This is a genomic window from Paracoccus zhouxuedongae, assembly GCF_041927815.1.
GTDB lineage: Bacteria > Pseudomonadota > Alphaproteobacteria > Rhodobacterales > Rhodobacteraceae > Paracoccus.
The window spans coordinates 358550-370532 of the sequence record NZ_JBHFHM010000002.1 but is presented as its reverse complement, the minus strand read 5'-3'; the positions used below and the strand labels follow the sequence as shown (position 1 = coordinate 370532).

The following is an 11983-nucleotide window of genomic DNA, read 5'->3' as shown; positions in this document are numbered from 1 at the left end:
CCCGCGCCAATCTCTATCGGCGCCGCAAGCCAACCGTCCCTTCAGTCATGTCCAGCAGCGTCCACTCGCGCTTCCGCTACCGCCCCCGATCCGCTTCCGTTCCCGGCCATCGTCTCGGTGAAGCGGTATTTACGGAGGAGGTTCCCCCGGCGCAAGAGCGTTTTTTCAAAAAACGACAGAAAAATGACAGGGCCATGTGTTTTTCATGTAATTTCAGCGGGTTGGCGACCTGCGGATTTTTCACCCGCAGCGCCTGGATCGCGGGCCAGGCCGCCTGCCCCACCGGTTCGGGGCATGAATCACCCCCGAAACCGGGGGCTTCGGGGGCGAATCCTGCGCGCGAGGGGGCGATTCCGCCTCTCACGGGGCGCCGACCCGCGATTCCCGGTGCTGCCGCCAGGCGCCCAGCACCAGAATCACCAGATAGGCCAGGTCGGCAAAGACCAGAAGCAGCCAGAATCGGGTGAAGGTCATGCCCATCGCCAGAATCACCGCGATGAAAACCAGCGGCACGATCGCGCGCGGCACCCGCAGCCCCTTGGGCGACAGCGTCTTGATGCGCGAGATCATCAGCAGGCCGACCGCCGCCATCCAGGCCGTGACCACCACCGGGAGTTGCCGCAGATCCGCCAGACCGGCCAGCGTCACGAAAACCGGCAACATCACCAGCAGCGCCCCCGCCGGGGCCGGGACGCCGACGAAATGGCGCACGGGCGGCGCGGCGCTGTCTTGCATGACGTTGAACCGCGCCAGTCGCAGCGCACCCGCCGCGATATAGACCAATGCGGTGATCCAGCCGACGGCATGGGCCTCACCCAGGGCGAAGCTGAAGACGATCAGCCCTGGCGCCACGGCAAAGCAGACCATATCCGACAGGCTGTCCAGTTCGGCGCCAAAGGCCGATGTCGCCGACAGCCGCCGCGCGATCAGCCCGTCCAGCCCATCGATGATCGCCGCCAGCAGGATCAGCACCGCCGCCAGCTCATACCGGTCCGCCATGGCAAAGCGGATCGCGGTGACGCCAAGGCACAGGCCCGCCAGCGTCACCATGTTGGGAACCAATTGCAGAAACGGCATCTGCTCCTGCGGTCGCATCGTCACCTCTTATCGGCGGTGGCTGGGTTGCGGGGGCAGGTCGCGGCGGCCGGCATCGGCCAGCACGCTTTCCCCGGCGATCATCGTCTGGCCGACCGCGACCAGCGGCGTCAGCCCCTCGGGCAGATAGACATCCAGCCTTGATCCAAAGCGGATCAGGCCAAAGCGTTCACCGCGATCATAGGCCTGGCCCTCGACCGCCCAGCACAGGATGCGGCGCGCGACCAGCCCGGCGATCTGCACGACGCCATAGCGCAGGCCCTCGGCGGTGACGACGGCGATGCCGTTGCGTTCGTTGTCCTCGCTGGCCTTGTCCAACGAGGCATTCAGGAACTTGCCGGGGCGATAGGCGACAGCGGTGATGCGCCCCTCATGCGGGATGCGGTTCACATGGCAGTTGAAGACCGACATGAAGATCGACACCCGCACCATCGGCTGATCGCCCAGGCCCAACTCGACCGGGGGCAGCGCGCGTTCGATCATCGACACGACGCCATCGGCGGGCGACACGAACAGACCGGGGGCGGCAGGCACCACCCGCACCGGATCGCGGAAGAAATAGTAAACCCAGATGGTCAGCCCCAGCCCGATCCAGCCCAATGGCGCCCACAGCCAGAACAGCAGCGCCGTGATCGCCGCGGCAATCGCCACGAACTTGCGCCCCTCGGGGTGCATCGGCTTGATCACGGTGTCCTTCATCGACAGCGACATGGGCATTCTCCTTGGCTTCGCGCCGCGTCATAGCGCGAAACCGGGGGCGAAGGAACCGCCTGCCCTGCACCGGGCGCGAAGGCAGCGCGTCACTTTTCCAGAAGGAACCAGGTAATGTCGTCCTGCGGCGCCCAGTTGTCACGGCGATAGGCAAAACCGTAATCAACCAGTTTCATGCCATAGGCGTCGATCAGATCGCCTGCAAAGTCACGCTTGAACAGCCGATCCTCGACCCCGCGATACGGGATCGCGACCGGGCTGGGGTTGTAGTATTCCGCCACCAGTACATAGCGGCGGCTCTTGGTGTAAAGGTTGCGATACACATCACCCAGCCGATCCGGGTTGATGTGGATCAGCACGCCCGAGGTAAACGTCAGGTCGTGCTGATCGGCGCCCATATCCTGAAGGATCGATCCGCAGCTGACCTCAACCCCCTCGATCTTGCACGCCTGAGCGGCGGCCTGTTCGTTGATCTCGATGCCCGTCAGCCGGATCTGCGGCTGAAGCCGTTTCAGTGCAGCAAGGTTCAGGCCGATGTTGCAGCCGAACTCCATGATGCTGCCGACGCCGTGCGCCGCTTTCAGCATCCGCCCCCACAGGGCCACCTTGGAGGCCAGCAAGGTATCGCCGCTGTTGCGTTCAATGTAACCTGCCCCAAAGTCACCCGCCCAAAAGTTTTCCTGATCCGTCTCGAAACGCGCCATACCGGCCTCCCCCGTGTCATGGGACGCACACTGCCAGCCAAGCCGTGCGATCACAATGGAAAACGTGCGGGGAAGGACGTGCGCGGCATGCGAAACAGCGCCGCCGATGGCGTCCGCACGTGCGCCTTTCGGGCCGCTCAAAAGGGCAGCGCCGATCAGCGCCGCGACCCGGACGCCATGCCAAGACGCATGTTCACCCCGCGACAGCCACCGCTGGTGGCCTGTTACCTTGCGCGGCCAGCTGACACGCTCCACCCGTCCGCACAGCGATACCATCGGTTTAGTGCGCCGTATCCCTCCGTGACCGCTCGTCACGGGTGGGCTTGCCAGAATCGCGATCCGGCGATTCAAACCAGCAGGCCTATCTGCAGAACGATCGCGGGCTAACGGCGCCAAGGCCACCCAGATGAGAGGCATCCCCCAGCCGCCAGCGACGGCGGGCCGGTTGCGGTCCCGTTACCAGCCATGCCGCGAGCCTGCCCGCGCGCGCAAACCACACAACCGCCCGCCCCACAACGAAAAACGCGGCCCCAAGGGGCCGCGTTTTCCAATGTCCGATCCGATCAGCGCTTGCTGAACTGGAAGCTGCGGCGGGCCTTCGCGCGACCGTATTTCTTGCGTTCCACCACGCGCGAGTCGCGGGTCAGGAAGCCGGCGGCTTTCAGTGCGCCACGCAGCGCGGGATCATAGAATTGCAGCGCGCGCGAAATGCCGTGCTTGACCGCACCGGCCTGGCCCGACAGACCACCACCGGCGACAGTGGCGTAGACGTCGAACTGACCTTCCACATTGGCGATCTGGAACGGCTGGCGCAGGATCATCTGCAACACCGGGCGGGCGAAATAGGCGGACATGTCCTTGCCATTCACCACGACCTTGCCGGAACCCGGCTTGATCCAGACGCGGGCAACCGCGTCCTTGCGCTTGCCGGTCGCATAGGCGCGGCCCTGGGCGTCACGCACCGGCTCGCGCTTGATCTGCACGGGGGCGGCGGTTTCCACGGTGCCCACGGCTTCTTTCAGACCCTCGAGGGTTTTGATGTCTTCAGCCATGTTCACGCGCTCCGGGTGTTTTTCTTGTTCATCGACGCGACATCCAGCACTTCGGGCTGCTGCGCCTCATGCGGATGTTCGGCGCCGGCATAGACACGCAGATTCGACATCTGCTGACGGCCCAGGCGGTTGCGGCTGATCATGCGCTCGATCGCCTTGATCACGACGCGCTCGGGGTGGGCGCCTTCCAGCACCTGACGCGCGGTGCGGAACTTGATGCCGCCCGGATGGCCGGTGTGCCAGTAGTAACGCTTGTCGGCGCGCTTGTTGCCGGTCATCTGCACCTTGTCGGCGTTGATGATGATGACGTTGTCACCCATGTCCATATGGGGGGTGAAGGTCGGCTTGTGCTTGCCACGCAGGCGCATGGCGACGATCGTGGCGAGGCGGCCCAGCACGACGCCTTCGGCATCGACCAGCAGCCACTTCTTTTCGATCTCCGCCGGTTTCGCGGTATAGGTTTTCATTCGTCTGCCCTTCGGATGGCCCCGCGGAATCGCCCCGCACGGCCCGTGTATGTCAGGATGCGGGCTTATCGCGGATAATCTTGTGTCGATCAAGGGGCTGACGCAAGATATTTCCAAACAAAACCATAGCGTTAGGAAATAGGTATATTAATACCCCATATCTACGCGGAATGTTGGACCTATCGGCGGGGGTGCCGATACACGACATCGGCCGGATCGGGCCGGGTGGCGGTCTCGTCACGCCAGGCCCCCAGCCGCTCGGCCAGCCGGCACGAGGCCAGGTTGCCCGGATCGACATAGCTGACCAGCGTGCCCAGACCGCGGACATGGAACCCCCAGTCTCTCATCGCGCGCGCGGCCTCATGGGCCAGCCCCTGACCGCGCGCCTCGGGATAGAGCAGCCACCCCAGCTCATGTTCGGGGAACAGCGGGCCTGCGTTGATCGCCACCTGCCCCGCACATGCGCCCGTCGCGCGAAGATCCAGCATCAACGCCCCGACACCGTAAAACGACCATTGCGCGTGATCGGCACAGAATAGGCGCCAGGCATCAGCCGTGCCGAACGGCCCGCCCATGAAACGCGCCTCGGGGCGCGCCATCATCGCGGCATAGGCCGGGAAATCCCCGGCCCGCATCGCGCGAAGCATCAGACGATCGCTGTGCAATTCGGGGATCGTCATCGCCGCGGCGGGATCGAATAGGTCATTGCCGCGCGCGCCACCGGCTTCGGGTCGCCTTCGGAACACACCAGCACGTCGCCCACGGCCAGCACCCGGCCCAGCTTCAACAGCCGACAATCCGCGATCAGATCGACCCCGGCCACCGGCTTGCGCATGAAATCGACGTTGGAACCGGTCGTCACCGCCAGGGCGACCGGCCCGATCCGCGACAGGATCGCCAGATAGACCGCGACATCGGCCAAAGCAAAGATCGACGGGCCGGACACCGTGCCACCCGGCCGCAGATGCCGGGGACCGACACGCAGGCGCACCTGCACGCCCTGTTCGGTCACCGCCTCGACCCGGAAATCGCCCGCGACCTCGGTAAATTCGGTGCCCAGAAACCGGTTCAGCGCCGCCGCATCCATTCGCTCTGCCATCTTGCCCCCTGCCCGCATTGCCTTAGACTTTCGCCAAATGCGGAGGGATGCAAGATGGGCGATCTGGTCAGGCGCGACGATCAGGGCAGCGTGGCGGTGCTGACGCTGAACGATCCGGCACGGCTGAATGCCTTGTCGGATGCGATGCTGGCGGCGCTGCGCGACCGGCTGGCGGCACTGGCAACCGACAGCGCGATCCGCGTGGTGATCCTGCGCGCCACCGGCAAGGCGTTCTGCGCGGGCCACGACCTGCGCGAGATGCAGGCGTCCCGTGCCGCCCCCGATGGCGGGGGCGTCGCCTTTGCCGATCTGTTCGCCCGCTGTGCCGAGGTGATGCAGATGATCCCCGCCCTGCCCCAGCCGGTCATCGCCCAGGTCCATGGCATTGCTACCGCCGCAGGCTGCCAGCTGGTCGCCAGTTGCGATCTGGCGGTCGCCGCCACCGGCACCCGCTTTGGCGTGAACGGCATCAACATCGGGCTGTTCTGCTCGACCCCGATGGTGGCGCTGACCCGCGCCATCCCGCGAAAGGCCGCGTTCGAGATGCTGGCGACCGGCGATTTCATCGACGCCACCCGCGCGCGCGAACTGGGCCTGATCAACCGCGTCACCGACCCCGCCACGCTCGAGCCCGAGACCTTGGCCCTGGCCCAACAGCTTGCCGCCAAACTTGGCCCCGCCTTGCACATCGGCAAGCGGGCCTTTTACGATCAGGCCGGGCTGAATCTGGCGCAGGCCTATGCCCATGCGGGTCAGGCGATGGTCACCAACATGCTGCTGCGCGACACGGATGAAGGGATCGCGGCCTTCATCGACAAGCGCCGCCCCGATTGGGCCGAGGGGTCGGACTAGCCCAGCCGCCTGCGCCGCCGCGCCTCGCGCCAGCCGGTCAGGGTGACGGCCGCCACGATCAGCCCGCCCCCGACCAGCACCCAAGGGTCGACCGCCTCATCAAAGACGGCGACGCCCAAAAGGCTGGCCCAGACCAGTTGCAGAAAGGTGACCGGCTGCGTCACCGTCAGTGGCGCTGCGGCAAAGGCGCGGGTCATGGCGTAATGCCCGGCGGTGGCAAAGCCCGCGACCAGCGCCAGCCAGCCGACCTGCGCGGGCGTCGGCGGCACCCAGACGGCGGCGGCCAGCGGCGCCAAGCCGATCACCACGGTCAGCGACATCAGCGCCACGACCGCCGCCGCGGGCAGCCGGTCCGACAGCGCCTTGGCGAACAGATAGCTGATGCCGAAACTGATCGCCGCCCCCAGTTGCGCCCAATGGCCGGGCGCGATCTCCTTCACGCCGGGGCGCAGCACGATCAGCGCGCCCAGAAAGGCCACCGCGATCGCGCCGATCCGCCAGCCCGACAGCCGTTCTCCGAACACGATCGCTGCGCCCAGCGTCACGATCAGCGGGTTCAGATAGCCGATGGCGGTCACCTCGGCCACGGGGATGCGGGCCATGGCGTAAAACCACAGGCTGACGGCCAGCACATGAATGGCACCGCGCGCCAGAACCGGCCCCCACAGATCGCGCGGAACGCCGGACCGCACCAGCCCGACCAGAGCGGGCGCAGTGAACAGGATGCCAAAGGCAAAGCGGATGAACGCGCCCTGCACGGCTGGCAGCGCGGTGCCGACATGATGCACGATGCCGTTGACCGCGACAAAGCAAAGGCCCGTCAGCGCCATCCACAAGATGCCCTGAACCGCGGCCGAGGGGTGGGAATCACCGGTCATGCCGCCCGTTCTGCGCCACCGCCCCGCCCCGCGCAAGCACAGCGACCGCCCAGCCACGAGGGCCGTTTCCCGGCGCGGTTGCGGTCCGGGCAGCCGAGGGCGAGCATCGACCACCTGACGGACGGCCCGCTGCAGGCCAGGACATGCCACGGCGCGCCACGGCGCGCCCTGAAACATTCGCATGAAATTGCCGCGCCGTTTCCGCATATTAACCATTCTTTAACGCTTATTGCCCGCTCCGAAAATCATTCGGCCCAAGCCCAATTCGCGACCCTGTGCAAAATGCGCCGCCCCGCTGTGCAATCGTGCACCGATCGCGTTGTTCCCTTTCTCCTGACTGCCGCGTTAGCCAGCGATCAACGCAAACACGCTGTGGTTGCACAACACCGCACCGGCACAGGGCCTTGAAATGGACATGACCCCCCACACGAAAATCCGCGGAACGGCCTTTGCCGACCTGCTTCGCGGATCGGCCCGCGCCGAACACATGATCGGCGCCAAGGGCAACGACACGATCCACGGCAACGGCGGCCATGACCGGCTGGAGGGCTGGGGCGGCAACGACCGGCTTTATGCGATGCACGGCGGCGGCGGCCTTCTGGCCGGGCATACAGGCAATGACCATCTCGAGGCGCGCAAGGTCGGCTTTGGCCAGTTCCACATGTATGGCGGCACCGGCAACGACCGCATCGTCACGCATCTTTACAACGCCGCAAGCGGCTGGGGGCCGCAGGGCTTTCACGTCTTTGGCGGCGCCGGGGCGGATCACTTTGACTTCGTGGATACCCGCCGCACCGCCAGCCTGCTGGTCAACCGCATCGACGACCTCGACCTGTCGCGCGACCGCATCACCGTCGAGGGCCAGGCCATCAACCTGTCGAACCTGCCCGGCCACATGCGCGTGCTGTCCTATGTCGGCCAGCAATGGCTGCAAATCGGCCCCCGCATCGTCATCGCGCTTGAAGGCGCGCGCCTGGCCACGCCGACCGCGCAAGAGGTGCATTTCACCACCTTCCCCACCGACCTGTCCAAGCTGCCGACGGTCGCGTTTTACAACCCGATGAACTATGTGCCCTATCACCTCTATCGGGATCTGATGCCGAAGATGACCCATCTGGCGGATGTGCCGGTGTCGATCACCGGCACGGCGGGGGCCGACTATCTGTATGAAGCCATTGGCAAAAGCAATCGCATCTCGACGGGTGCGGGCAATGATGTGATCCATGCCGGCAAGGGCCATGACACGGTGCTGGGCGGCGCGGGCAATGACACGATTGCCGGCGGCAGCGACCGCGACCAGATCTGGGGCGATGCCGGGAATGACCTGATCTATGGCGGGACCGAGGCCGATGCGCTGTCCGGCGGGCTGGGCCATGACCGGCTGTTCGGCAACAGCGGCGCCGACAGCCTGCTGGGCGGCCATGGCAATGATGTGCTGACCGGTGGGCCGGGCGCGGACCGGCTGGATGGCGGCGCAGGCTTCGACACCGCCGATTACGGCGATGCCACGGCGGGTGTGCGGGTCGACATACTGATGCCCTCGCGCAACGGCGGCGATGCGGCAGGTGACGTGCTGATCTCGATCGAGGCCCTTTCCGGGTCGAGCCATGCCGATCAATTGCTGGGCAACAACGCCGTCAACCACCTGCGCGGCCAGGCTGGCCATGACCTGCTGGACGGGCGCGGCGGCAATGACATGCTGTGGGGCGGGGTCGGCAATGACACGCTGATCGGCGGCACGGGCAATGACCTGCTGCGCGGCGAGGCTGGTGCGGACCGGCTGATCGGCGGCGCCGGGCGCGACACGCTGGACGGCGGCTTCGGTGACCGCGCGCCCGACACCTTCGTCTTTCTGTCGGCCAGCGACAGCCGCCCCGGCGCGGCCAACCGCGACACCGTGATCGGCTTTGCCAGCGGCCAGGACCGCATCGACCTGCGCGCCATCGACGCCCATTCCGGGCAGGCGGGCGATCAGGCCTTCAGCCTTGCCGCCGGGCCGCGCGCCCACGGCGTCTGGACCACGCGCAGCAGCGACGGCCTGATCCTGTCGGCCGACCTGAACGGCGACGCGCGCCCCGACTTCGAGATCTTCCTGCAAGGCACCACCCGACTGACCGCGACCGATCTATGGCTATGACCGAGAATTTACACGCATTAGGCGAGTTAATTCTTGACGCAGGTAAAAATGCGAAGGATCACGTGACTGAGCCCGTAACCGTTAATACTGGTGTGTCGGACGCTTGGGCCGGAACGCCTCTGGCCATGCCAAAAGGAAGAAAACGTGCGCATCCTGGCCGTCGACGACGACGAGATCATCCTTCAGGTTCTGGAGGCGATCCTGCAATCCACCGGCGATTTCGATTTCACCGCCGCGACCGGTGGACCGCAGGCGCTTGCGCTGATCGAAAATGCACAGACCCCGTTCGACTGCATTCTGCTGGATATCCAGATGCCGGACATGGACGGGATCGAATTGTGCCGCCGCATCCGCACGCTTGCCGACTATGCCGAGACGCCGATCCTGATGGTCACGGCGATGTCCGACCGCCAGTATATCGACCGCGCCTTTCAGGCCGGGGCGAACGACTACATCACCAAGCCGTTCGAGATGAAGGAGCTGTTGGCCCGCATCCGGCTGGTTCACGCGCTGGTGCTTCAGCGCCGCGAATTGCTGGCGCAGTCGCAACGGATCGATCAGCTCAGCGACGATCTGGATGCGCGGGGCGGGGTCGATCTGGAAACCGTCATGTCGGTGGGCGAGGTCGGGGGGATGATCGATTTCCCCTGGTTTCAGAACTACGTCATGCAGCTCAGCCGGTCGGACGTGTTCGGCTCGGGCGTGCTGGTGGTGGGGATCGAGAACATCGCCGCGGTCCAGGCCCGTGCCTCGCGGCGCGAGTTCCGCGACATCATCGCCGACGTGGCCGAATGCATCTCGGATGCGATGGACGGGCATTGGTTCGTGTTCAGCTATGCGGGCGACGGCATCTTCTGTCTGGTGACCGATGCGCGGGCCTTCCGCGACCGGCTGGCCCATGTCGAGCGCATCCGCGAGGCGATCGCCGCCTTCGACATCCGCTATGTCGATACCAGCCCGGTCAACCTGCATCTGGATCTGGGCCGCAGCTTCCGCGTGTCGCTGATCTCGAACCGCCGCACGCTCGACGCGATCGACGCGGCCATCGACGACATGCGGGACCGCCAGCGGTTTGCCCAATCCACCCCGGAACCCACCCCCCACCCATAGGCCGCCCCCCGACCCCCATTTCCCGTCCCGCCTTTTCAGAACCGGATGCGCCCATGCTGCCACCCAACCCCAGCAATCCGTCGCCGCTGACGGACGAGCTTCAGCAGCGCCTGGCCAATATCCGTCAGGGCTTTCTGACCCGCCTTGTGGGCAGTGTCGATCAGGTCGACCGCGCGATTGCCGCGCTGCGGTCGGGCGGTGACCCGGCACCGGTGCTGGACGGCATCAGGGCGCATCTGCACCGGCTGGCCGGCACCGCCAGCACCATGGGCTTTGAACGGCTGGGCAGCCTGGCCGCAACGGTCGAGCAGTTGATCCTTGACGATCCCCGCCAGGTCACCCCGGATCTGGCCGCCGCGCTGCATGATTTCCTGACCGAAGCCGACGAGGTGATGCACCGCCATGACCTGTGACCCGACGATGCAAAGCCCCGCCCCATCCGCCCCTGCCGCGCGCCCCTCTGGCCCCCTTGCGCCGGGCGGCTGGATGACCCCGCAGATCGCCGCGCTGGTCGGCGATCACGCCATCATCACCCGGCTGGCGCGCGACGGGCGACTGATCGCGGCCAGCACCGGGCGCGGCCACCGCCCCGGTGCCAGCCCCTGGTGCTGTCGGACTGGCTGCGCGCAAGCGGCGGCCCCAGCCGGCGCTGGCGTGTGCCCGAAGCGGCCTTTCACGCCGTCACCTCGGGCGGGATGTGGCAGGGCGAGGTCAGCCTGGTCTGCCCCGACCGCGCCCGCCGCTGGTTCCGCACCACGCTGGTCAGCGACGCCCCCGGCACCGAGATCATCGCCATCCAGACCGATATCACCGCGCGCCGCCGCCTGGCCGAGATGAACCGCCATTTCCACAGCGCCCGCGCCGAGGTCGTGCTTTATGATCTGGATGACGCGACCTTTGTCTATCTGAACCAGGCCGCGTCCGAACGCCTGCGGCTGGTGCCCGATGGCGAGGATCGCTGGGTGGCGCGCGCCGGGCTGGGCGCGCATCCGCTGGCCGCGCATCTTGTGCAATGGGCGCGCGAGATGCGCGACGGCGGCCAGACCAGTGCGCGCTTTGAATGGCAGGATGGCGAACGCATGGTCGAGGTGCTGGCCAATCTGGTCGAACTGCCCGACAGCTGCCGCGCCGGTTTCGTGCTGCATGACCTGCGCGAACGCCACGCGCTTGAACGCGCGCGATCCGACCTGATGTCGACCATCACGCATGAATTGCGCACGCCGCTGACCTCGATCAAGGGCACGCTGACGCTGCTGACCCATGGTGTCGGCGGGCCGCTGCCCGACAAGGCCCGGCAAATGGTCGCACTGGCCGAACGCAACACCAACCGGCTGTCCAGGCTGGTCAATGACATTCTGGACTGGTCCAAGCTGCGCGCCGGGCGCATGGATTTCGTGTTTGAACCCTGCGACATGATCGACCTGATCGGCCAGGCGATCGAACAGGACGACGCCTTTGCCGACCAGTCGGGCATCCGCCTGACCAACGCCAGCGCCAATGGTGCGGCGGGGGTCTTGGTCTGCGATTGCCTGCGGGTGCTTCAGGTGCTGTCGAACCTGGTGTCGAATGCCGTCAAGTTCTCGTCCGAAGGCGGCGAGGTGCGGCTGTCCGCGCGCGTCGAGGATGACATGGCGGTGCTGTCGGTCGCCGATGACGGGCCGGGGATCCCGTCGCAATTCGTCAACCACCTGTTCGACCGCTTCACCCAGGCCGACAGTTCGGATCAGCGCGCCCGTGGCGGCACCGGTCTGGGCCTGAGCATTGTCAAGGAAATCGTTGATCGTCACCATGGCCGTATCCAGTTGGACAACCGTCCCGGCGAGGGCGCGACCTTTCATGTGCACCTGCCGCTGGCCGGTCCTCCCGATCCGTGACACC

At 66.3% G+C, this 11983-nt stretch carries 13 protein-coding genes; 5 read left to right on the top strand and 8 right to left on the bottom strand.

Annotated elements, in window-relative coordinates:
• Positions 1-360: 360 nt before the first annotated feature.
• The 7 genes from pssA to ACEYYA_RS04700 form a co-directional block, all read right to left on the bottom strand.
• Entirely contained in the window at positions 361-1095 is a 735-nt protein-coding gene (pssA, locus tag ACEYYA_RS04730; RefSeq protein WP_374798096.1) for a CDP-diacylglycerol--serine O-phosphatidyltransferase, read from the bottom strand.
• A 9-nt stretch (positions 1096-1104) separates the two neighbouring features.
• Positions 1105-1806 carry a phosphatidylserine decarboxylase gene (locus tag ACEYYA_RS04725; protein WP_374798094.1) on the bottom strand — a complete coding sequence of 234 codons (702 nt, stop codon included), beginning with the start codon at positions 1804-1806 and terminating at the stop codon, positions 1105-1107.
• Between the two features lie 89 nt (positions 1807-1895).
• Positions 1896-2861 (bottom strand): pseudaminic acid biosynthesis-associated methylase, encoded by a 966-nt coding sequence (locus ACEYYA_RS04720; protein ID WP_374798092.1) that lies wholly within the window; start codon positions 2859-2861, stop codon positions 1896-1898.
• Between the two features lie 212 nt (positions 2862-3073).
• The gene (rpsI, locus tag ACEYYA_RS04715) at positions 3074-3562 is read right to left on the bottom strand and encodes a 30S ribosomal protein S9 (protein WP_374798090.1); all 489 of its coding nucleotides are present in this window, start codon (positions 3560-3562) and stop codon (positions 3074-3076) included.
• A gap of 2 nt (positions 3563-3564) precedes the next feature.
• Positions 3565-4029 carry a 50S ribosomal protein L13 gene (gene rplM, locus ACEYYA_RS04710; RefSeq protein ID WP_374798088.1) on the bottom strand — a complete coding sequence of 155 codons (465 nt, stop codon included), beginning with the start codon at positions 4027-4029 and terminating at the stop codon, positions 3565-3567.
• A gap of 179 nt (positions 4030-4208) precedes the next feature.
• Positions 4209-4676, bottom strand: coding sequence for a GNAT family N-acetyltransferase (locus tag ACEYYA_RS04705; RefSeq protein ID WP_374798086.1), 468 nt, complete (start codon positions 4674-4676; stop codon positions 4209-4211).
• A 29-nt stretch (positions 4677-4705) separates the two neighbouring features.
• The gene (locus ACEYYA_RS04700; RefSeq protein ID WP_374798084.1) at positions 4706-5128 is read right to left on the bottom strand and encodes a PaaI family thioesterase; all 423 of its coding nucleotides are present in this window, start codon (positions 5126-5128) and stop codon (positions 4706-4708) included.
• 54 nt (positions 5129-5182) lie between these two features.
• Between ACEYYA_RS04700 and ACEYYA_RS04695 the strand changes: the two genes are divergently transcribed.
• Positions 5183-5980, top strand: coding sequence for an enoyl-CoA hydratase (locus tag ACEYYA_RS04695; RefSeq protein WP_374798082.1), 798 nt, complete (start codon positions 5183-5185; stop codon positions 5978-5980).
• On the opposite strand, the gene ACEYYA_RS04690 is transcribed toward ACEYYA_RS04695, so the two are convergent.
• Positions 5977-6858, bottom strand: a complete 882-nt coding sequence (locus tag ACEYYA_RS04690) for a DMT family transporter (protein WP_374798080.1) — start codon at positions 6856-6858, stop codon at positions 5977-5979. The genes ACEYYA_RS04695 and ACEYYA_RS04690 overlap by 4 nt on opposite strands.
• A gap of 415 nt (positions 6859-7273) precedes the next feature.
• Between ACEYYA_RS04690 and ACEYYA_RS04685 the strand changes: the two genes are divergently transcribed.
• The 4 genes from ACEYYA_RS04685 to ACEYYA_RS04670 all read left to right on the top strand — a co-directional run bounded on the left by ACEYYA_RS04685 (position 7274) and on the right by ACEYYA_RS04670 (position 11979).
• Entirely contained in the window at positions 7274-8995 is a 1722-nt protein-coding gene (locus ACEYYA_RS04685) for a calcium-binding protein (RefSeq protein WP_374798076.1), read from the top strand.
• A gap of 144 nt (positions 8996-9139) precedes the next feature.
• Complete coding sequence (locus ACEYYA_RS04680) at positions 9140-10105, top strand: response regulator (protein WP_374798074.1); 966 nt, start codon at positions 9140-9142, stop codon at positions 10103-10105.
• Between the two features lie 53 nt (positions 10106-10158).
• Positions 10159-10518, top strand: coding sequence for an Hpt domain-containing protein (locus ACEYYA_RS04675; protein ID WP_374798072.1), 360 nt, complete (start codon positions 10159-10161; stop codon positions 10516-10518).
• A gap of 243 nt (positions 10519-10761) precedes the next feature.
• Positions 10762-11979 carry a sensor histidine kinase gene (locus ACEYYA_RS04670; protein WP_374798070.1) on the top strand — a complete coding sequence of 406 codons (1218 nt, stop codon included), beginning with the start codon at positions 10762-10764 and terminating at the stop codon, positions 11977-11979.
• Positions 11980-11983: the final 4 nt, after the last annotated feature.

Coding starts and splice junctions, on each gene's coding strand:
- pssA (WP_374798096.1), bottom strand. CDS start 1,095: ATGCGACCGCAGGAGCAGATGCCGTTTCTGCAATTGGTTCCCAACATG.
- ACEYYA_RS04725 (WP_374798094.1), bottom strand. CDS start 1,806: ATGTCGCTGTCGATGAAGGACACCGTGATCAAGCCGATGCACCCCGAG.
- rpsI (WP_374798090.1), bottom strand. CDS start 3,562: ATGGCTGAAGACATCAAAACCCTCGAGGGTCTGAAAGAAGCCGTGGGC.
- rplM (WP_374798088.1), bottom strand. CDS start 4,029: ATGAAAACCTATACCGCGAAACCGGCGGAGATCGAAAAGAAGTGGCTG.
- ACEYYA_RS04705 (WP_374798086.1), bottom strand. CDS start 4,676: ATGCTTCGCGCGATGCGGGCCGGGGATTTCCCGGCCTATGCCGCGATG.
- ACEYYA_RS04700 (WP_374798084.1), bottom strand. CDS start 5,128: ATGGCAGAGCGAATGGATGCGGCGGCGCTGAACCGGTTTCTGGGCACC.
- ACEYYA_RS04695 (WP_374798082.1), top strand. CDS start 5,183: ATGGGCGATCTGGTCAGGCGCGACGATCAGGGCAGCGTGGCGGTGCTG.
- ACEYYA_RS04690 (WP_374798080.1), bottom strand. CDS start 6,858: ATGACCGGTGATTCCCACCCCTCGGCCGCGGTTCAGGGCATCTTGTGG.
- ACEYYA_RS04685 (WP_374798076.1), top strand. CDS start 7,274: ATGACCCCCCACACGAAAATCCGCGGAACGGCCTTTGCCGACCTGCTT.
- ACEYYA_RS04675 (WP_374798072.1), top strand. CDS start 10,159: ATGCTGCCACCCAACCCCAGCAATCCGTCGCCGCTGACGGACGAGCTT.